Origin of the sequence: Sorangium sp. So ce185 (assembly GCF_051526825.1) — a bacterium.
GTDB classification, from domain to species: domain Bacteria; phylum Myxococcota_A; class Polyangia; order Polyangiales; family Polyangiaceae; genus Sorangium; species Sorangium cellulosum_D.
In genome coordinates this window covers 10,836,555-10,856,654 of sequence record NZ_CP150316.1, presented here as the reverse complement: position 1 = coordinate 10,856,654, position 20,100 = coordinate 10,836,555, and the positions used below count along the sequence as shown (strand labels likewise).

General features: G+C 75.1%; 17 protein-coding genes and 1 tRNA gene. 10 read left to right on the top strand and 8 right to left on the bottom strand.

The window, feature by feature from the left end; translation table 11 throughout:
• Positions 1-309 precede the first annotated feature (309 nt).
• The 3 genes from WMF26_RS39985 to WMF26_RS39975 all read left to right on the top strand — a co-directional run bounded on the left by WMF26_RS39985 (position 310) and on the right by WMF26_RS39975 (position 2,423).
• The gene (locus WMF26_RS39985) at positions 310-495 is read left to right on the top strand and encodes a hypothetical protein (RefSeq protein ID WP_437997020.1); all 186 of its coding nucleotides are present in this window, start codon (positions 310-312) and stop codon (positions 493-495) included.
• 474 nt (positions 496-969) lie between these two features.
• Positions 970-1,422, top strand: a complete 453-nt coding sequence (locus tag WMF26_RS39980; protein WP_437997019.1) for a nuclear transport factor 2 family protein — start codon at positions 970-972, stop codon at positions 1,420-1,422.
• A gap of 128 nt (positions 1,423-1,550) precedes the next feature.
• Entirely contained in the window at positions 1,551-2,423 is an 873-nt protein-coding gene (locus tag WMF26_RS39975) for a sulfurtransferase (protein WP_437997018.1), read from the top strand.
• 60 nt (positions 2,424-2,483) lie between these two features.
• Here WMF26_RS39975 and WMF26_RS39970 read toward each other — a convergent pair whose 3' ends face one another.
• From WMF26_RS39970 to cobT, 4 genes are read right to left on the bottom strand one after another with little or no spacing between them, the layout of a single operon-like run.
• Complete coding sequence (locus WMF26_RS39970; RefSeq protein ID WP_437997017.1) at positions 2,484-3,617, bottom strand: arginase family protein; 1,134 nt, start codon at positions 3,615-3,617, stop codon at positions 2,484-2,486.
• A 22-nt stretch (positions 3,618-3,639) separates the two neighbouring features.
• On the bottom strand, positions 3,640-4,248 hold the full coding sequence (locus WMF26_RS39965; protein WP_437997016.1) for a histidine phosphatase family protein: 609 nt from the start codon (positions 4,246-4,248) through the stop codon (positions 3,640-3,642).
• 17 nt (positions 4,249-4,265) lie between these two features.
• Positions 4,266-5,033: an adenosylcobinamide-GDP ribazoletransferase gene (locus WMF26_RS39960; protein ID WP_437997015.1), complete on the bottom strand. Its 768-nt coding sequence runs from the start codon at positions 5,031-5,033 to the stop codon at positions 4,266-4,268.
• Positions 5,030-6,115, bottom strand: coding sequence for a nicotinate-nucleotide--dimethylbenzimidazole phosphoribosyltransferase (cobT, locus tag WMF26_RS39955; RefSeq protein WP_437997014.1), 1,086 nt, complete (start codon positions 6,113-6,115; stop codon positions 5,030-5,032). Before cobT ends, WMF26_RS39960 begins: the two co-directional genes overlap by 4 nt.
• A gap of 197 nt (positions 6,116-6,312) precedes the next feature.
• Here cobT and WMF26_RS39950 point away from each other — a divergent pair, with 197 nt between their 5' ends.
• From WMF26_RS39950 to WMF26_RS39940, 3 genes are read left to right on the top strand one after another with little or no spacing between them, the layout of a single operon-like run.
• The gene (locus WMF26_RS39950) at positions 6,313-7,056 is read left to right on the top strand and encodes a hypothetical protein (RefSeq protein WP_437997013.1); all 744 of its coding nucleotides are present in this window, start codon (positions 6,313-6,315) and stop codon (positions 7,054-7,056) included.
• Positions 7,053-9,179 (top strand): TonB-dependent receptor, encoded by a 2,127-nt coding sequence (locus WMF26_RS39945; protein ID WP_437997012.1) that lies wholly within the window; start codon positions 7,053-7,055, stop codon positions 9,177-9,179. The genes WMF26_RS39950 and WMF26_RS39945 overlap by 4 nt, the downstream gene beginning before the upstream one ends.
• Entirely contained in the window at positions 9,176-10,492 is a 1,317-nt protein-coding gene (locus WMF26_RS39940) for a hypothetical protein (protein ID WP_437997011.1), read from the top strand. Before WMF26_RS39945 ends, WMF26_RS39940 begins: the two co-directional genes overlap by 4 nt.
• Positions 10,493-10,639: 147 nt before the next feature.
• Here the strand turns inward: WMF26_RS39940 and WMF26_RS39935 are convergent.
• Positions 10,640-10,712 (bottom strand) — tRNA-Ala (locus WMF26_RS39935).
• Positions 10,713-10,909: 197 nt separating this feature from the next.
• Positions 10,910-12,079 (bottom strand): acyl-CoA dehydrogenase family protein, encoded by a 1,170-nt coding sequence (locus WMF26_RS39930; RefSeq protein ID WP_061622179.1) that lies wholly within the window; start codon positions 12,077-12,079, stop codon positions 10,910-10,912.
• 303 nt (positions 12,080-12,382) lie between these two features.
• On the opposite strand from WMF26_RS39930, the gene WMF26_RS39925 reads away from it, so the two are divergent.
• The 4 genes from WMF26_RS39925 to WMF26_RS39910 are packed head-to-tail and all read left to right on the top strand — an operon-like array spanning position 12,383 to position 17,921.
• Positions 12,383-13,432: a RimK family alpha-L-glutamate ligase gene (locus tag WMF26_RS39925; RefSeq protein ID WP_061622176.1), complete on the top strand. Its 1,050-nt coding sequence runs from the start codon at positions 12,383-12,385 to the stop codon at positions 13,430-13,432.
• The gene (locus WMF26_RS39920) at positions 13,429-14,184 is read left to right on the top strand and encodes an enoyl-CoA hydratase/isomerase family protein (protein WP_437997010.1); all 756 of its coding nucleotides are present in this window, start codon (positions 13,429-13,431) and stop codon (positions 14,182-14,184) included. The genes WMF26_RS39925 and WMF26_RS39920 overlap by 4 nt, the downstream gene beginning before the upstream one ends.
• Positions 14,185-14,186: 2 nt before the next feature.
• A complete protein-coding gene (locus WMF26_RS39915) occupies positions 14,187-17,306 on the top strand; it encodes an ATP-binding protein (RefSeq protein WP_437997009.1) in 3,120 nt (1,039 codons plus the stop codon).
• 42 nt (positions 17,307-17,348) lie between these two features.
• Positions 17,349-17,921, top strand: coding sequence for an AAA family ATPase (locus WMF26_RS39910; RefSeq protein WP_437997008.1), 573 nt, complete (start codon positions 17,349-17,351; stop codon positions 17,919-17,921).
• A 65-nt stretch (positions 17,922-17,986) separates the two neighbouring features.
• Here the strand turns inward: WMF26_RS39910 and WMF26_RS39905 are convergent, their stop codons facing one another.
• Both WMF26_RS39905 and WMF26_RS39900 read right to left on the bottom strand, forming a co-directional pair.
• Positions 17,987-18,748 carry a Uma2 family endonuclease gene (locus WMF26_RS39905; protein WP_437997007.1) on the bottom strand — a complete coding sequence of 254 codons (762 nt, stop codon included), beginning with the start codon at positions 18,746-18,748 and terminating at the stop codon, positions 17,987-17,989.
• Positions 18,749-18,912: 164 nt separating this feature from the next.
• On the bottom strand, positions 18,913-20,052 hold the full coding sequence (locus WMF26_RS39900) for an AAA family ATPase (RefSeq protein ID WP_437997006.1): 1,140 nt from the start codon (positions 20,050-20,052) through the stop codon (positions 18,913-18,915).
• Between the last annotated feature and the right edge of the window lie 48 nt (positions 20,053-20,100).

Here is a 20,100-nt window from a genome sequence, read left to right as displayed (position 1 = left end):
AGCCGGGCGGGCGGCATCGCACGGAAGCGGCGGGCCCGCGGGCGGTGGCCTCGAAGGGGCTACCGCGCGATCGAGGCACGGTGCGCACGGGGGTGGCGCTTCGCCGTCGGCGCTGCCTCGGCCGTCGGACCACAGCGGCGGGTCCGCACCCGCTGTGGCGTCGGAAGGGGGTCGAACCCCCCGGCGCTCGGGCGCGAGGCCAGGCTGGATGGGGCCGACCGCCAGGCGACCGGTGCAGGGCCAGGTCCGAAGGGGGTCGAAATTCGGCGCTTCCTCGGCCGCGGTCGGTCGTTGGCTACAGAGGGCTCCATGCTCGTCGTGGTAGGCCCGGACATAGACAGCTTCGTTTCCGAGGTCTGGCGCATCGCGCGCTTCATCGCCTATGACGACTATGTTTCTATTGAGCGCCAAGGTGGACCAGGTAAAGAGTATAGAATGTTCTCACGGTCGCGAAACGGTCTCGCGTTTGAGGTGGCCGTTCGAGCGAGCGAATGACTCAGGATCTCAGGATGTGTCATATCTGACAGATTTCCTCGCGGGCGCTATCCGGGAACCCAGCAGTTCAGGTGTTTGGACGTAAAGCCGTGCAATCAGCTCTCTTCGTGGGTCGCGGGCTCCCGATGAAGAAGCCCAAACGAGGATGTAGGCCGGCAGGTATGCTGTTCTCCGGTGTCGATGCTGTCGGAAGCATGGGCTTCAGGACCGAGCCCGCAGAGAGCGGCGCGGAGCCATTTTCTAGCACGAACCACGGAGCGGAAGCCTGCCCTATGTCGATGAACTCGCGGCCGGTTTGCGGGGGCTCGTTCCCCCATCACAGAACGCGCTTGATCCCGGCGCGCCGCCAGAGGTACGACGCAGGAACCCCCATGAGCGCGCCGCCACGTCCCCACGACCGCCGACCCGGGCTGGCCGGGCGGTCTGTGCGAGTTGCACGAGGGGCGCGCGGCCTGCCGACGAAAGGACCCGTCCATGTCCGATGATCTGAAGGATGAGCGAGCGATCCGGAGCGTCATCACCCGTGTCGCGCACAACCTCGACCGGCGGCGCTGGGTCGAGCTCCGCGGCTTCTATGCGGATGTCGTAGTGAACGATTTCTCATCGCTCCTCGGCGGCGAGGCGCTCACGCAGAAGGCCGACGACCTGCTGGCGTCCTGGAAGAAATTCCACGGCGCCATCGATGCCTCGCAGCACTTCCTCGGCCCCATCGACGTCGAGGTGAACGGCAAAGAGGCCTCCGCCGAGTGCCACGTGCGCGCGTACCACCGGTTCGCGCGCGCGCCGGGCGGCGAGGACTGGATGGTCGCGGGGCACTACCGCTATGGGCTGATCCGGGAAGAAGGCGGCTGGAAGATCAAGCAGGTAACCTTCGAATTCTCATACCAGACCGGCAACACGAACATGTTCGCGGAAGCGAGTCAGTAACGCCGGCTGCTCCGCGCATCGCCGGCACCGGAAGGAGGCCAGCCCGAGGGCGAGCGCGCGCCGGCGATGCGCCTCGGGCCGCTCGATCGCGAGCCCGCCGGCGACCGCGCAGCGCTACCCTGCCGCGCATGCGCGACCCCCTCCCCGTGCCCCCCGGCCCCCTCGTCGATGTCCCCTGGCTCGCAGCGCACGCCGGCGATCCCCGCGTCCGCGTCGTCGACTGCCGCTGGTACCTCAGCGGACGCCGCGGCGCCGACGAGTACGCCCGCGGGCACATCCCGGGCGCCGTCCACCTCGACGTCGACGCCGACCTCTCCGGTCCGGCGCAGGCCGGCCCCGGGCGCCACCCGCTGCCCGACGCAGCGGCGTTCGCGCGCGTGCTCGCCCGGATCGGCGTCGCGCCGGATTCGCGCGTCGTCGGCTACGACGACGCGGGCGGCGCCATCGCGGCCCGGCTCTGGTGGCTGCTGCGCTACTTCGGCCATCCGGGCGGGCGCGTGCTCGACGGCGGCCTCCAGGCGTGGACCTCGGCGGGGCACCCGCTCTCGACCGACCCGCCCGCGATCGCGCCGGCGCCGCCGATGCAGCTCGCCGGCGGCGGGGCCCCGGTCGCCGACAAGGCGGCCGTCGACCGGCTGCGCCGCGAGCCGTCGGCGGTGATCCTCGATGCGCGCGCCCGCGAGCGCTACGAAGGGCAGACCGAGCCCGTCGACGCGCGCCCGGGCCACATCCCCGGGGCGCGCTCGGCCCCGTTCGCGGAGAACCTCCGCGCGCCGGCCGGGCCGTTCCGCGAGCGCGCCGAGCTCGAGCGGCGCTACCGCGATCTCGGCGCGCTCGAGGCGAGCACCGTCGTTTGCTACTGCGGCTCGGGCGTCACCGCCTGCCACGACCTGCTCGCGCTGGCGACGCTCGGCCGCGCGGACGCGATCCTCTACGAGGGGTCGTGGAGCGACTGGGCCCGGGACGCCGCCCTGCCCGCGGCAAAGGGGTCCGATCCCTGAGCGGCGCCAGGCGAGCGCGCGGCGCCAGGCGAGCGCGCAGCGCCAGGCGAGCGCGCCAGATCAGGCGAGCGCGCGGCCGACGACGGCCTCGATCGTCTCGCGCAGGTAGCGCACCGCGAGCGCGAGCGTGCGGGCCGCGCTCTCCGGCGTCGGCTGGAGCGCCGGCGCCACCTCCATGACGTCGCCGCCGATCAGGCCGACCTCGCGCCCGAGACGGCGGATCAGCGCGACCACGAAATCGGGCGAGAGGCCGTCCGGCTCCGGGGTCCCGGTGGCGTCGGCGTACGCGGCGTCCGTGCCGTCGATGTCGTTCGAGAAATACACGCCCTCGACGCCGGTGCTCTTCACGTGCGCGACGATGGCGTCGAGCGCCGCCTCGGGATCGGCGCGGCACTCGGCCGCCCAGAACTGCCGCACACCGTAGCGGCTCTCCCAGTGCTCGCGCGGCTTCTGGGAGGCGCGGACCCCCACCTGGGTCAGCCGGCCGCCCCGCCCGACCAGCTCGTTCGCGTGGTACGACCAGGTGGCGAAGCAGTACGCGACCCCGAGCCGCTCCTCGAGGAGATCGGTGTGCGCGTCGGGCTGCACGATGCCCCAGGGCCGCCGCCGCGCGCCCCGCGCGCGCGCGGTCGCGATCGCGCGCGCGACCGGCAAGGCCGTGGAGTGATCGCCGCCGAGCACGATGGGCGCGACGTCGGGGTTGATCGAGAAGACGAGATCGAGCGCGCGCTCGGCAATGGAGAGCGGCGAGACCGGCAGCCGCGCGGCCACGGGCTCGGGCACGCCGGGGTAGAGGGCGCGGCGCGACGCGGCCTTCTGGGCCTCCGAGAGCATGTCGTCGTGCAGGAGCTGCGGGACGACGAACACGTCGCCGATGTCGATGAGGCCGATGTCGCGCGCGCGCTCCGGGAAATCCGGGTGAGCGTCGAGGAGCGCGGTCCGGATCGCCTGCGGGCCCATGTTGGAGCCGCGGAGGAACCCGGCGCCGACATCGGAGGGGACGCCGAGCAGGACGGCGCGCGCGCCGGCGATGCGGTCGAACGACGCGCGGAACCGGGCGAGGACCTCGTCCTGGGTCGAGGCGCCGTAGAGCCGTCGCTGGACCTCGAGCTGCTGCGCGCGCCCGGTCGAGACGAGGTAGAGGCCTCCGGCCGCCGGGCGCAGCAGGAGCGCGAGCTCTTCGTGCGGGGTCATGCCCGACGAGGGTACGCGCCCCTCAGGGGGCCGCCAGCGAAAGGGCAGGCGCGGGGAGCGGGAAGCGCTCGGCCGCGAGGTGAGGCGCGGGCGCGCTCATCGCTTCGGGCCAGGTGACGCCGCAGGCGACGACGCGCAGCGCCCGCAGCACGCCCGCATGCGCGACCAGGAGGTGCGGGGACGCCCCGGACGCTGGCCCGCACGCCGGAGAGAGCGCCCGCCAGAACGACCGCACCCGGGCCTCGACCTCGATCGCCGACTCGCCCCCGGGCGGCCCGACGCGCTCCCAGCCGTCGAGCCACGCGGCGTACGCGTCCGGATCGCCGCGCTCGATCTCCGACCAGGCGCGCCCCTCCCAGGCGCCGTAGGCGATCTCGACGAGGCGCGCGTCGATCGCGTGCGGCACCCCGAGGCGCGCCGCGAGCTCGGCCGCGGGGAGCGCGCAGCGGGAGAGCGGCGACGACCAGACCACGCCGGGGCGGAGATCGAGGTCGCGGAGCGCGCGCTCGATCGCGGCCGCGGCGTCCCCGGGCGCGAGCTCCGCGGCCACGTCGAGGCGGCCGTAGCAGACGCCGGAGAGCGCGACGGGGGCGTGGCGGAACGCGATGAGCGAAGGGGCGAGGGGATCCATGCCGGCGCGCCCGCGGCTCAGCCGCCCCGCGAGAGCGCGAGGGCGAGCAGCGCGGCGCAGTCGGCGATCTGCTGCGTCGCGCCCAGGAAGTCGCCGGTGATGCCGCCCGCGCGGGCGCGGAAGCGGAGGCCGCAGATCGCCGCGGCGGCCGCCGCCGCGCCGAGCATGGCCGCCGCCTCGGCCGCCGAGACGGCCCCGGCGGCGTGCGCCACGGCGAGCGAGAGCGCCGGCCACACCGAGCCGAGGAGCGCCTGCGGGAGCGCCGCCTGCGCGACCGGCCGGCTGCGCGAGCCGCCCTGGGTCACGTACGGCAGCGCGACCATGAGCCAGATCGGCGGGACGCGCGAGAGGCACTGCGTCAGCACCAGGGCGACCGGCGCCGCGGCGTCGAGCCGTGCGAGCAGGGCGATGCGCAGCACGAGGACCACGATCAGCGCCGCGGCGCCGAACGAGCCGATGCGGCTGTCCTTGAGGATCTCGAACAGACGCGCGCGATCGAAGGCGCCGCCGAGCGCGTCGGCCGTGTCCGCGAGGCCGTCCTCGTGGAAGGCCCCGGTGAGGAGCAGGCCGAGCGCCACGACGACGCTGGCCGCGACGAGCGCGCCGCCCCGGTCGACGAGCAGCCACGCCGCGGCCTGGACGGCGCCGAGGCCGGCGCCCACGAACGGGAACCAGGCCGAGGCCCAGCGCCAGTCCGCCTCGGCGTAGGGGAAGCCGCCGACCGGGACGCGCGTGAGGAAGGTCGTCGCCGCCCGGGCGCCGCGCAGCACCGGCGGCAGCGTCATGAAGTCCCGGGCGGCGCGCGGTCGGGCACGCTCGCGCTCGCGAACGTCGCCATGCCGGCGTGCAGGGCGCACGCGGCGTCGAGCAGGGGCAGCGCGGCCAGGGCGGCGCTCGCCTCGCCCAGCCGCATGCCGAGATCCAGCAAGGGGCGGGCCTCGAGCGCCGCGAGGACGTGGGCGTGACCGCGCTCGGCCGAGCGGTGCGCGAAGAGCATGCCCGCCCGCGCCCGGGCGTCCATCCGGACGAGCGCGAGCGCGGCGGTCGAGACGATGAAGCCGTCGACGAGCACCGCCATCCGCCGCTCGATCGCCCGCGCCATGGCGCCCACGAGCGCGGCGATCTCCTTGCCGCCGACCGCCCGCGCGACGCGGCGCGGATCGGCGCGAAACGCGCTCGAGGCGCCCTGGACGCGCCGGGTCGCGTCGCGCACGACCTCGACCTTGCGCGACAGCGCGTCGCCCGTGACGCCGGTCCCCGCGCCGACGACGTCCTCCGGGGCGAGCCCGAGGAGCAGCGCCGCCATCGCCGACGCCGCCGTGGTGTTGCCGATGCCCATCTCGCCGAGCAGGACGACGCGCGTGTCGCCCCCGAGCGCGTCGATCTCGGCGGCGCCGGCGCGGAGCGCGCGCTCGTAGACGTCCTCCGAGAGCGCGTCCTCGACCCGCAGATCGCCGATGGGATCGTCGGCGACCGGATCGCGCCGCAGCTGCGCGCCGTCGCCGCCGGCGCGCTCGTACGGGTGGGCGACGCCGACGTCGATGACCCGCAGCTCGACCCCGAGGTGGCGGCAGAGCACGCTGGAGGCGGCGCCGCCGCGCACGAAGTTCGCGACCATCGCCGCCGTGACCTCGGCCGGGTAGGCCGACACGCCGTGCCGGGCGACGGGGTGATCGGCGGCGAACAGCACCGCGGCCGCGGGCCGGCTCGCGGGCGGCCCGCCCTGGATGCCCGCGAGCGCCACGGCGACATCCTCGAGCGCCCCGAGGCTGCCGCGCGGCTTGGTCAGCGTGTCCTGCCGCGTGCGCGCCGCGCCCGCCGCGCTCGCGTCGAGCTCCGGGAACACCCAGGAAGGCGAGAGAGCCATGCTCCGGGTTTTCTACTCTCCCGCGGGAGGCCGGGGAAGCGCGTTGACCGTCCCGGAGGCCCGTGATAGCCGCCCGTGCGGCCGAAGAGGTCCCGTTGCGCGGAGATGGAGAGACGCAGATCCTCGCGGGACCGGGGCAGGCCGGCCGCCGCCGACGCGGAGATGCCGCGTCGCGACCTCGCTCGAACAGGTCCAGGATGTCGCTGCGCGCCCTCGTCGTCTGCCTCTGCGCCTCCGCGGGCGTCCTGTCCGGGTGCGGCGGCGGCGGCGCGCCCCCGGACGACGGCGCCGGCGAGCCCGCCGCGGCGGCGGGCGCGGGCGGCTCGTGCCTCTCCGGCGGCCATGGCGGCGCTCCCGGAGCGGGCGAGGCCGCGTGCGGCGGCCCGGGCGCGCGGTTCGCGACGCGCGTAGTGTCGGCCTGCTTCGGGCCGGGGCAGGGGTTCGGCCAGGACCGGTACCCGGACGTCGTCCTCGGCCCGCCGAAGGGCGCCGGCTGCTGCGGCGGCTCGCTGGACGTGCTCTCGCTCGGCGACGGCGGGTCGATCGTGGTGGCGTTCGAGGGCAACGCGATCGTCGACGGGCCCGGGGCCGATTTCCTGGTGTTCGAGAACGCCTTCGCGCGCGGCGGGGACGACGCCGCGAGCGTGTTCGCCGAGCTCGCGACGGTCGAGGTGAGCGAGGACGGCGCCGCCTGGTCGGCGTTCCCTTGCGCCGCGGAGCGCTACCCGTACGACGGCTGCGCCGGATGGCACGCCGTGCACGCCAACCCCGACGAGAACGACATCGATCCGCTCGACCCGCCGTCGGCGGGCGGCGACCCGTTCGATCTGGCCGAGATCGGGGTCTCGCTCGCGCGGTTCGTGCGGATCACCGATCGCGCCGGCACGCCCGACGTCTTCGACCTCGACGCGGTGGGCGTCGTCCACGCGCTGTGCCCGTGAGGCGCCCCTGGGCGCTTGCCTGCGCGGCGCTCGTGGCCGCCGCCGGCCTCTCGCCGCGCGCGCGGGGCCAGGAGGCGGGCGCGGGCGGCCGGGAGGGCGAGGCGGGCGGCGGGGCGCGCGGGGGCGGCGGGGCGCGCGGAGGCGGCGGCGCGCGCGAGGAACGAGGCGACCGCGTCGCCGCGCCGGCTCCTCGTTCCTCGCGCGCGCCGGCCCGGCCGCGCGGCCGGGCGCTCGAGGTGCGCGTCGAGGGGCAGCGCGCGTCGACCGTGGCCGCGCGGGATCCCACCGCGGCGTCCCACGTGATCCGCGGCGACGAGCTCCGCGCGCCGGGCGCCGCGGCGTCCGCGGTGCTGAGCCGCGTCCCCGGCCTGCAGGTCTCCCGCACGGGCGCCGCGTCGGACCTCGCGACCGCGTCCATCCGCGGCGCGAGCAGCGCCGAGACGCCGGTGTACCTCGCGGGCGTCCGGCTCAACGACGACGTGACCGGCACCGCCGACCTCTCGATGGTCCCGCTCTGGATGATCCAGCGCGTCGAGGTCTACCGGGGCAACGCGCCCGAGCACGCCGATCGCCTCGGGATCGGCGGCGCCATCTTCTTCGAGCCGTCGCTGCCGCGCGCGCCCCGCGCCTCCGTGGGGCTCGGCGCCGGCAGCTTCGGCGAGCGCGCCGCGTGGGCGTCGGCCGGCCTCGGCGACGACCGCGCGGGCGCCACGATCGCGATCGGCCGGCGCGCCGCCGACAACGACTACCTCGTCACGGACCGCAGGACGGGGCGCGCGCTGCCCAGGCCGAACGCCGATGCCGACGCCTACGACCTCTGGAGCATCAGCCGCTACCGCCTGCCCGGCGGCGGCAGCGCCACGGCGATCGGCAACGGCTTCGCGCGCGACCAGGGCGCGACCGGCCTCTCGGAGACGCCGGCGCGGGCCGCGCGCGCCCACGTGCAGCGCTGGCTCGGCGCGATCGCCGCGGCCGTCCCGTGCGCCGGCCCGCCGGAGGGCGGCCTCGATCGGTGCCGCCTCGAGCTCACGAGCTCGGCGATCCTCTCGAGCCAGGTCGTCCGCGATCCGCGGGGCGAGCTCGGCCTGCTGTCGCCGCTCGTCGAGAGCCGCGGCGCGCGCGGCGCCGGGCAGGCGGCCGTCCGCTACCGCCCGGCCGACGACCTCGCCGTCTCGGCCTCGGCGGCCCACGAGCGCGAGCTCCTCGCCCTCGATCGCATGGGCGGAGCGCCGCTCCGCGCCTCGCGCGCCACCTCCCGCGCGTCGGTGAGCCTTCGCTACGCGCCCATCCCCTCGCTCGAGGGCTACGCCCTCGGCGCCGTGGAGCTCCACCGGACGAGCCACGGCGGCACCGGCGGTCCCCTCGCCTCGCTCGAGCCGAGCGGCCGCCTCGGCGCCCGGCTCCGCCTCGCGGGCGGCGGCGTCTCGCTCTTCGGAAACCTCGGCCGCTACGTGCGCGTCCCCGCGCTCGGCGAGCTCTACGGCAGCTCCCCGATCGTCGTCGGCAACCCGGAGCTCGCCCCCGAGCGCGGCCTCTCGGCCGAGCTCGGCGTGCGCCTCGCCGCGGCGGCGCCGGCCGCGCGCGCCGAGGTCTCCCTCGAGATCCTCGGCTTCTCGCGCTTCGCCTCGGGGCTCGTCGCGCACCGCCCCGCCTTCATCGGCGTGCTGCGGCCGTACAACGTCGCGAGCGCGCGCGTCCTCGGCCTGGAGCTCACCGCGTCGGCCTCGGCGCTCGACCACCTCCGCGCCGGCCTCGCGCTCACCGCGCTCGATCCGCGGGACACCTCGCCGGGCCGCGCGCTCGCGAACGACCTCATCCCGTACCAGGCGCGCCTCGTGGCGGCGCCGTCCCTGGAGGTGTACGCCGAGCCCGCGCGGCTCGGCGTCGACCGCGCCTCGCTCTCGGCGCGGCTCTTCTACCGCGCCTCGCGCGCCGCCGACCCCGCGGGTCTCCGGCCGCTCCCGGAGCAGGCGACGGTCGACGTGGAGCTCGCGATCCTCGCGCTCCGGCGGGTCTCGGCGCGCTTCTCGATCGCGAACGTCTTCGGCGCGAGGACGTTCGATCTGTTCAACCTCGAGCTCCCCGGGCGGAGCTTTCACGCAGCGACGGAGGTGTGGTGGTGACGGCGTCTCGCATCGACCTGAGGCGGGGGGCGGCCCTCGGGGCCCTCTCTCGGACGATCCTCGCCGCGGGGGCGGCGCGCGCGCTCATCGGGTGCAACGCGCCGGAGCCGCCGCCGAGCACCGGCGGCACGGACGTCGTCGCGGGCCCGTGCGGGCGCGGCGCGGTCGTGGTCAGCAGCGACTACCAGTCGACGAACGTCAGCCTGGTGAGCTGGGACGGCGCGGTGCTCTCCGCGTCGATCGTCTCGTCGGGATCGAGCTCGCCCGGCCTCGCCTCGCCGCTCTCGGGGGACGTCGTGGTCCCGACGACCCCGGTCCGCGGGGAGCGGCTGGCGCTGCTCGATCGCTCCGCGTCCGTGCTCACGTGGATCGACGTCCGGAGCGGCGAGCCCGCGGGGCAGCTCGCCCTCGCCACGGCGTTCCGCGCGAACCCGCAGGATTACGTCGAGGTCTCGCCGGGCAAGGCGTACGTCACGCGCCACGAGCCGAACCTCGACCCGGACGCCGCGCCGATCGACGGCGGGAGCGACGTGCTCGTCGTCGACCCCGGCGCCCGCGCGATCGTCGGCCGGATCGATCTCGCGCCGGCGCTGGCCGGGGAGGACCCGGCGTTCTACCCCCGGCCGGGCCGCGCGGTGCTGGTCGGCGACAGCCTCTACGTGCTGCTCACGGCGACCTCGCTCGACTTCGTCGCGTCGGCCGAGTCGCGCCTGGTCGAGATCGACGCGCGCAGCGACGCGATCCGGGCGGTCACGGTGCTCGAGGGGCTCCACGGGTGCGGGGGGCTGACCGCGTCCGCCGGCGGCTCGAGGCTCGCGGTCGTGTGCCCCGGGACGTTCGGCGGCGACGCCACCTCGAACGCCGGCGAGGCCGGCCTCGTCGTCCTCGCGCGCCGCGACGGGGGCCTCGTCGAGGAGGCGCGCTGGACGGCCGCCGAGCTCGGCGCGGGGACGCCCGGCTTCTCCGTCGCGTTCGCCTCCGAGGACCGCCTCGTGTTCTCGACGCTCGGCCGCGACGCGCTCAGCGAGGGGGGGCCGATCGACGACACGCTCACGACGGTCGAGCTCGCCGGCTCCGCGCCCGAGCGCGGCGAGCCCGAGGTCCTGCTGCGCTCGAAGGAGCTCCCGTTCTCCCTCGGCGAGGTGCGCTGCGCCGAGGCGTGCGGGCGGTGCCTCGCCGCGGACGCCGAGACCGAAGGGGGCGTCGTCCACCGCTTCGACGTCGGCGCCGACGGCCGCGCGCTCGAGCACGCGGGCGCCTTCCACGTCGACCCGCGGGTCGGCTTGCCGCCGCGTTACCTCGGCGCGTTCTGAGCGCGCCCGCCTGCTGCGCGTTCCGAGCCGCGGGGCAGCTTCAGGTCACGCGCCGCGCGAGACGCGCAGTCAGAGGAGGTTCTGAAAAAGCACGCCGGCAGGCAGGCGCGGCGTGGTGGACCCGCGGGGGTCCTTAGGTCCTATCGGTGGAGCTGAGGGGGATCGAACCCCTGACCTCATGACTGCCAGTCATGCGCTCTCCCAGCTGAGCTACAGCCCCGTTCGTTGGGAGCGGCATATCTACAGCCTCTCGCTCCGCTTGTCTCTACTTTTTTTCGTCGGCGCGTCGTTTCCGTCCGCCTTACGTCCGCCAGGCCCGTTTCGCGGCTCCCGCGCCCCCGGCGGGGCTGCGCGCGCTCCCCGGCGGGGCTGCGCGCGGCCCGCTGGTGGGGGGATGGCCGCTCGGGCGGGCGGCCCTCAGAAGTTCATCAGCTTCGCCAGGTAGTACTTCATCGTCTCGGTCGTCCCGCCGCCGATGCGGAGGAGCCGCTGGTCGCGCCAGGCGCGCGCGATCGGGAAATCCTCGATGTAGCCCCAGCCGCCGTGGAACTGCAGGCAGGTGTCCACGACGTCGTTCGCCACGTCGCCGGCCAGGATCTTCGCCATCGAGATGAGCTTCACCGTGTCGAAGCTGATCGGCACCTTCCGGACGTACCGCTCGTCGTTGTAGTGGTCGACGCACTTGTAGACGAACGCGCGCGCCGCCTCGCAGCGCGTGTACAGGTCCACGAACCTGTGCTGCCACGACTCGCGCTTGATGATCGGCTTGCCGAACGCCGTCCGCTCGCGCCCGTACTCGACCGACCTGTCGAGCGTCACGAACGAGCTCGCGATCGCGCCCACCGCGGCGACCAGCCGCTCGGTCTGGAAGTTCTGCATCAGGTACGCGAAGCCCTGGTCCGGCTCGCCGAGCAGGTAGCGCCGCGGCACCCGCACGTCCTCCAGGAAGAGCTCCGCCGTGTCCGACGACTTGTTGCCGATCTTCTTCAGCTTCTTCGCGACGTTGAAGCCGCCGAGCGCCGTCGGCACGAGGAAGAACGAGCAGCCGTGGGCCCCCTTGTCCGGCGACGTCTTCGCGAGCAGCGTCACGAAGTCGGCGCGCGTCCCGTTCGTGATGAACGTCTTCTGCCCGTTCAGCACGTAGTCGTCGCCGTCCTTGCGCGCCGTGGTCCGGATCCCGGCCACGTCGCTGCCCGCCCCGGGCTCGGAGACGCCGAGCGCCGCGATCTTGTCGCCCGCGAGCGCCGGCCGGAGGAACTCCTCGATCTGCTCCTTCGTGCCGATGTCGCTGATCACCGGCGTCGCCATGTCGCTCTGGACGAGCAGCCCCATCGAGACGCCCGCCATCGCGCAGTGCACGAGCTCCTCGGCCTTCGCCGCCGAGAACCAGTAGTCGAGCCCGGCGCCGCCGTGCTCCTCCGGGAAGTGCGCGCCCAGGATCCCGAGCTCGCCGGCGCGCTTGAACACCCAGTTGGGGAAGCACTCCGCCGCCTCCCACTCCTCCACGTGTGGAGCGAGCTCCTTCTCTGCGAAGGCCCGCACCGTTTTCCTGAACTGCTGATGTTCCTCCGTGAACGGCTGCCACATCGTGAACCCCTCCTCGCCGGCGGACCGAAAAGATTCGTACACGAAACATTTTCCAGCGCAAGCGCCGCGCCGCCGCGCGCTTCCGCCCGCGCCTGGTCCGCCGCGTCGAGATCGAGCGGCCCTCGCGCGTCGCGGCGCTGGGCCGCATGGAAAACGGGGGCCGATGGCGCGGCGCGCGACGCGGCGCGGGCGGCGTGGGCGGCTGGAGACGCCGCGCGGGCCGCTCGTCGAGGAGGCGCGAAACATGAATCGGCTCGCGCACCCATCCACGCAGTCTGCGGGCTCTGCTAGCCTCCGGGCCACATGCGATTCCTCGTCCTGTCGCGCAACGCGTCCCTCTACTCGACGAGCCGCATCGTGCTCGCGGGGCGCGCGCGTGGTCACGACGTCAGCGTCATCGATCCGCTCGATTTCCAGATCGTGGTGTCGCGCGGTCGGCCGTCGTTGCTCGTCGGTGGTTCGGCGGTGCCCCGCTTCGACATCGTGATCCCGCGCATCGGCGCCAGCATCACGAACTACGGCCTCGCCGTCGTCCGCCAGTTCGACCTCATGGGCGTCCCGGTCCTGAACGGCGCCGTCTCGATCGCGCGGAGCCGGGACAAGCTGCGCGCGCTCCAGCTGCTCACGCGCCGCAAGCTCAACGTGCCGATCACCGTCTGCGCCCGCAGCCCGGCCGGCGTCGAGGCGGCGCTCTCGCTCGTCGGCGGCTGCCCCGCGATCGTGAAGCTGCAGCAGGGGACCCAGGGCATCGGCACCATGCTCGCCGAGACGCCGCACGCCGTGCACGCGCTGCTCGAGACGTTCTGGGCCATGGGCCAGGACATCGTGCTCCAGGAGTACGTGCGCGAGTCGAAGGGGCGCGACATCCGCGTCATCGTCGTCGGCGGCCGCGTGGTCGCGTCGATGCGGCGGGTCGCGAAGCCCGGCGAGTTCCGCTCGAACCTCCACCGCGGCGGCAAGGGTGACCGGGTCAAGCTGCCGCGCGTCTACCGGAGCGTCGCCATCCGCGCCGCGAAGGCGATGGGCCTCGAGGTCGCCGGCGTCGACATGCTCGAGGCGCGCTCCGGGCCCAAGATCCTCGAGATCAACAGCTCGCCCGGGCTGGAGGGGATCGAGCGCGCGAGCGGCGTCGACGTGGCGGGCGCGATCATCAGCTACGCCGAGCGGTACGCGGCGGAGCAGCGCGGCCTCAGCCGCCGCACGCTCGAGGCGCGGATCGCCGAGGTGATCCACGACGAGCGCATGCCGCCGACGCGGCGGCTCAGCCGCGCGGTGGAGAACGGGGCGGGCGCGAGCCGCAGGAAGCCCGCGGTGCTGACGAACGGGAGGGGCGCGCGGAGGGCCGCCTCGTGACCCTCGGGGTCGAGGCGGCCGGCGACGCGGTCGTCCTGACCATCGATCGCCCCGAGTGCCGGAACGCCATCGACAGCGCCTTCGCGCGGCGCCTCGGCGAGGCGATCCGCCTCGCCTCCTCGGACCCGCGCGTGCGCGGCGTCGTGATCACCGCGGCGAGCGGCGGCGTCTTCGTCGCGGGCGGGGACATCCGCGAGCTCCACGCGCTCGCCGAGGGCGGCGCGGAGAGCGGCGAGGTCCTCGCCATGTTCGAGGGCCTCTCGGCGTTCGAGGAGAGCGAGGTGCCGATCGTCGCCGCGGTGCAGGGCGACGTGCTGGGCGGCGGCTGCGAGCTGCTCCTGCTCTGCGATTTCGTCATCGTCGAGGAGCACGCCGCGCTCTCGTTCCGCCACGTCAAGATGGGCCTGTCGCCGGCGTGGGGCGGGCTGACGCGGCTCTGCGAGCGGGTGGGGCCGCTGCAGGCGTCGCGGCTGCTCCTGACGGCGGAGCGGATCGGCGCCGCCGAGGCGCTCCGGATCGGCCTCGCGAGCGAGGTCGTCCCGACCGGCGCGGCGCGGAGCCGCGCGATCGCGCAGGTGAACCGCATCGCCGACAGCCCGCGCACGTCGGTGGCGGCGATGAAGCGGGCGCTGTGCAAGGTGCGGGAGGCGCTGCGCGCCTCCGCGGTGGAGGTCGAGCGACGGGCGTTCGCCGAGCAGTGGAACGGCCCCGAGCACCGCCGGGCGATGGATGCGTTCCTGAGCAAGAAGTGACCGTGGCGCAGGACGGGGGGCGCGGAGCGGAGGACCCGGGCGGCGCCGCGCCAGCGCCGGGCGCCGAGGCAGCGCCGGGCGCCGCGCCAGCGCCGGGCGCCGAGGCAGCGCCGGGCGCCGCGCCAGCGCCGGGCGCCGCGCCAGCGCCGGGCGCCGAGGCAGCGCCGGGCGCCGCGCCAGCGCCGGGCGCCGAGGCAGCGCCGGAGAGCGCGCTGTCCACGCTCGCGCCGCCGACGATCGCGCACTTCATCGGCCGCCGCCCGCACCTGCGCGCCCTGAGCCGCGCCGCCGAGGCGCTCGTCCTGGAGCGGCCCATCTGCGTGCTCGTCCGCGGCGGCGCGGGCATGGGCAAGAGCGCGCTGATCCACCACTTCCTGATGGGGCTCCGCCGCGACAAGGGGCCGGTCGTCCTGCGGGGGCGCTGCGCGAGCGGCGCGACCGAGTCCTACAAGGCGTTCGGGGGCGTCATGGAATCGCTGTGCCGCTTCCTGCGGCGCGTCTCCGCCGAGGAAGCGGAGCGGCTCCTGCCGCGCGACGTCCGCGCGCTCGTCCGGGTGTTCCCGGCGCTCTCGCGCGTGCCCGCCGTCGCGTCGGCGCCGCGCGTGAGCGAGTCGCCCGACGCGCAGGAGCTGCGGCAGCGCTGCTTCGCGGCGCTCCGGCAGCTGCTCTGGCGCATCGCCGAGCGCAGCCCGCTCGTCGTGGCGATCGAGGACCTCCAGTTCATCGACGCCGACAGCGTGGCGCTCCTGCTCGAGCTCACGCGCCCGCCCGACGCGCCCGCGATGATGTTCCTCGGCAGCTACCGGACCGAGGACGTCGACGCGAGCGCGCCGCTCCGCGCGCTGCTCGACGGGATGGGGGGCGCGCGCCCGGCCCCCGCGGCGACCGAGCCCGCCTCCCTCGGCCTCGAGTGGGCCCCGCCGACGCGCCGGGACGGCGAGCTGCGCCAGATCGAGGTCGGGCCGCTCCTGCCGCTCGAGGCGGAGGAACTCGCGCTCGCGCTCCTCTTCGCGCGCGACGAGGGCACCCGCGCGCGGGCGGACGCCATCGCCCGCGCCTCCGGGGGCAACCCGCGGCTGCTCGGCGAGCTCGTCCGCGACGCGCAGGAGCCGGCGGGCGACATGGGCGCGCGGGGCGACGCCGCGTGGGAGCGGGCGCTCGCGGCGCGGCTCCACCGCTTGCCGGAGCAGGCGCTCCGGCTGCTCGAGGTGATCGCCGTCGCCGGGGAGCCGCTCGACGCGGCGGTCGCCGCGCGCGCGGCGAAGCTCGACGGCGAGGAGCGCGCGCCGGCGATGGCGCTCCTCTGCGCCGAGGATCTGATCGTCGCGCGGCCCGCCGGCGAGGGCGAGCTCGTCGAGGCGTCGCACGATCTCGTGCGCGCGTCCGTGGTCGGTCGGCTCGGTCCGGAGCAGCTCGCGGCGCGGCACCGGCGGCTCGCGCGGGCGCTCGAGGCGCTCGGGACGGCGGACGCCGAGACGCTGTCGCGGCACTGGCTCGGCGCGGGCGACGGGGCGCGCGCGGGGCAGCTCGCGGCGGTCGCGGCCGAGCAGGCGGCCGAGGCGCTCGCGTTCGAGCGCGCGGCGCGGCTCTACGAGCTCGCGCTCGGCCTGCTCCCGCGCGGCGCGGATCTCCCGGAGGCGGAGCGGCGCGCGCTCGAGGTGCGGTGCGCCGACGCCCTCGTCGACGCGGGCAAGGGGGCGGAGGCGGCGAGGCGCTACGCGGCGGCGGCGGAGGGGGACGACAGCGCGCGGTCGCTCGATCTCCGCCGCCGCGCCGCGGAGCAGTACCTGCGGAGCGGGCACATCGACGAGGGGCTGGAGCACGTGCGCGCCGTGCTGGCGGCGGTCGGCCTGTCGTTCCCGGAGACGCCGCGGCGCGCGCTCGTCGCGCTGCTCCTGCACCGGGCGGAGCTGCGCCTCCGGGGCCTGCGGTTCCGCGAGCGGCCCGAGGCGGAGGTGCGCCCGGAGGATCTGGCGCGCATCGACGCCTGCTGGACGGTGACGGTGGGCCTGTCGGCGGTCGACATGGTCCGCTCCGCTGAGTTCTCGGCGCGCGCCTTGCTGCTCGCGCTGCGCGCCGGCGAGCCGTACCGCATCGGGCGCGCGCTCGCGTTCGAGGCCTCGTCCGCGTGCATGATCGGGTCGCCGGGCCGGGCGCGCGCGGAGGAGCTGGTCGCCGCGGTGCGCGCGCTCGCGGAGCGGCTCGACAGCCCGCACCTCCTCGGCCTGTCGATGATGGTGTCGGGCATGCTCGAGGCGTTCACGGCGGGCCGCTGGAGGGCGGCGTCCGACTGGTACGAGCGGGCGGACGAGGTGTTGCGCGACCGGTGCGCCGGCGTCGCCTGGGAGCTCGCGACGACGCAGCTGATGGCGTCGTGGATGCGGTACTACCGCGGGCAGATCGACGCGCTGGCGCGGACGATGCCGGCGGTGCTCCGGGGGGCCGAGCAGCGGGGCGATCGCTATGCGGCGGCGATCTTCGGCGCGCAGGCGGCGTGGGTCGCGCTCGCGTCGGACGACGTGGCGGCCGCGCGCAGCGCGGTCGCGGGGGCGCTGTCGCGGTGGACGACGTCGGGGTTCCACCTCGAGCATTTCGTGGGGCTGCTCGGCGAGACCTACGTCGACCGCTACGCCGGCCGCGCCGGCGCGGCGCTGAGGCGGCTCGCGGAGGCGTGGCCGAAGATCGAGGGCTCGATGCTGCTGATGATGCAGAACAGCCGGGTGATGGCGCACGTGGAGCGCGCGAGCACGGCGCTGGCTGCGGCCGAGGGCGCGGTCGAGCCCGAGCCGTTGATCCAGGCGGCGCTGCGGGACGCGGCCGCGCTCGCCCGGGAGAGGACGGCGTGGTCCGACCCGTTCGTGCCGCTCCTCCGGGCGGGCGCGGCGGAGCTGCGCGGCGAGCGGGACGAGGCGATCGCGCAGCTGGAGGCGGCGGCGGCCGGGTTCGACGCGGCGGACATGCCGCTCTACGCCGCGGCGGCACGGCGCCAGGCGGGCGAGCTGTTCGGCGGCGAGAAGGGGCTGCAGCGGATCCTCGTGGCGGACGCGGTGATGGCGCGGGAGCGGATCAGGAGCCCGGCGCGGTGGGCGGCGATGCTGGCGCCGGGGTTCGGGCGGAGGTAGCGGAGGGGAGCGCCCCGGGGGGGCCGAGGAGGATCGTCCGTCATGACCGCGCGTGGGAGCCTGCCGGAGTCTCCGTCCATCGTCCTGATCACGGGGCTCATGGCCTCTGGGAAGTCGACGGTCGCTCAGCGGCTGGCCGAGCGGCTGCCGAGGAGCGTGCATCTGCGGGGCGACGTGTTTCGCCGCATGATCGTCGGTGGTCGCGCCGAGATGGGCTTCGAGCTCTCCGAGGAGGCCGAGCTGCAGCTGCGGCTCCGGTACCGCGTCGCGGCGGCGGCGGCCGACCTGTATCTCGAGGCCGGGTTCACCGTCGTCCACCAGGACATCATCCTGGGCGCTGGGCTCGCCGAGGTGGTGCGGTGCTACGCGCATCGTCCTCTGCACGTGGTGGTCCTCTGCCCGCGTCCCGCCGTGGTCGCGGCGCGGGAGGCGGGTCGAGCGAAGCGCGGGTATCAGGACGCCTCGTCGGTCCTCGATTTCGACCGCGTATTGCGCGAGGAGACGCCGCGGCTGGGCCTGTGGCTGGACACATCGGATCTCACGGTCGAGGAGACGGTGGACGAGATCCTCGGGCGCCTCGGGGATGCGCGCGTGGGCGGTGAGGGCGGCTCGTAGGGCTGCGGACGGGGTGGACCGGGAGGGCGCGGGGGCGCGTGGGGGGCCGAGCGGGGGACGTCGCCTCAGTCAGAGCCGCTGCCCGGCAGCGGTCCGAAGCGCTTTTCATACTCCGCGAGTCGAGCGGCGAGCCGCTTCGCCTCGTCGCTGGCGGCGCGGGCTTGCTCTTCGGCGGCGCGGGCTTGCTCTTCGGCGGCGCGGGCTTGCTCTTCGGCGGTCGGCAGCAGGCGCCCCTGAGCATCGAGCCAGCGCAGCCAGCCGGCCTCGCGGCCGAGGTAGGTGCCACGGCGTACGCCGAGCCGCAGGCCGAGGCAGGCGCTCACGACGTCGCCGTTCGCCTCGGGTGGCACCGGCGCGTAGGACCGCGTGGCCGGATCGAGCGCGTAGGCTTCGAGCGCGCCCGAGAACGGATCGAACAGGTAATATTCCGGCACGTGCAGGAGCTTCGCGTAAACGCGCATCTTTTCGCCGCGATCGACGGCTTCGGTGCTCTCGGAGAGCAGCTCGATCACCACGTCGGGCGTCCTCCCGTCCTCCTGCCAGACGACCCATGACTTGCGCTCGCGCCGGTTTGTGTCGAGCACGACGAACACGTCGGGGCCTCGGAAGTCGTTCTTCTTCGCCTGCAGCTCGCTGAAGTAGATGGCCATGTTGCCGGCGACGTACACGTCGTCGCGGTCGTGCCAGAAGAGCTTCAGCACCTCGATGAGCATGTCCATCTGTGCGCGGTGGCGCTCGGACTCCATCGGCTCTCCATCGTCGTACGGGAGCTCGTCCTCGCCGGGCGGGGGAATCGGGACGGGAGAGTTCTCGCTCTGGAAGGGCATACGTCGCTCCGGGCCGCAGCTTACCGCACCGCGCCTGCGAGCGCAGCCGGCCGGCCCGGGCGGAGCGCTCCGGCGGGCGCCGGCTGGACGGAGGAACACCGACCCGGCGCGGGCCACCTGACGGCGTTAACCGTAGGCCCCCGGAGAGGGTGTTCGCCGCGCGCCTACCCCTCTCCGCGCACCGCCAGCACGACCTCGTGCGCCTCCGTCTTCCCCGGGATCTCCCACCGCTCGATCATCCGCCGGATCGCCGCCTCCGGCACCGCCGCCTCCCGCGCCCGGTTTTGCGCGAACAGCACCGCGCGAGGCACCTCCACGTAGACCACGCGGATCCTCGCCCCGTAGTCCGCCGCCATCTGCAGCACGGGCCCGCGCCGCTGCCGCGACAGGTTCGTCGCGTTCCACACGAACCGCTCCCCGCGCCGCAGGTGCTCCTTCGCCCGCTCGCGCGCCGCCTGGACCACCTGTCCCTGGGTATCGGTCGGATCGATCTCCAGCTCGCTCCGAAGCGCGTCCAGCGAGACGACCGGCCAGTCGGCGAAGTGGCTCCGGACATACGTGTCCTTCCCGGCGCCCGGCAGCCCGCTCATCACCACGACCTCGGCGCGCGTGTCGTCATAGACCTCCACGTCCGGGTGGCGCCCGCCGGCGGGGTCGGAGCGGAAATACACGAATCGCGTGTGATCCGAGGCGAAGGCCCGCGGCCCTTGGTAACACCCCTCCTCGCGGCAGAGCTCGCGGAAGAGCTCGATATTGTCGACCACGCGGCCCATGTCCGCGCAGACGCGCCCCCGGATGTCGGCCTCGGCCACGAGCGCGAGCAGATCGCAGCGCGCGTGGAGGCTGATCTCGGCGGCCACGCGCTGCGCGTCGCCCCGCTCGATGAGGTAGAACGGGATCTGGTGGTAGCGCACGAGCGCGCACACGTGCTCGCGCAGCGCGAACGGCGCGCCGAGCTCCCAGAGCAGGCGGCGCGCGAGCAGCTCCCCCGCGCGCGAGTGGCCCTTGGCCGTGATCCGCCCGTCCTCCTCGCGCGTGGTCGCCGGCTTCGCCACGTCGTGGAGCAGGCACGCCAGGTACACGACGCGCTGCTCCTCCGGCGGCAGCGCCCGCCACTCGGGCAGCCCGAGGAGCGTCTCCAGCACCATGCGGGTGTGAATCCAGACGTTGCCCTCGGCGTGGTGGATCGGGTCCTGCGGGCAGCCCTCGAGCGCGCGGACCCAGTCGAAGACCTGGAGCTCGTCCCAGGGGACACGCGCCGGATCGGGCGTGAGGAGATCGAGGAGCGAGGACGCGGCGGACATGGTGGAGCACCCCCTGGCGAGCGCGCGCTGGACGCGGGCGCGCAGCGC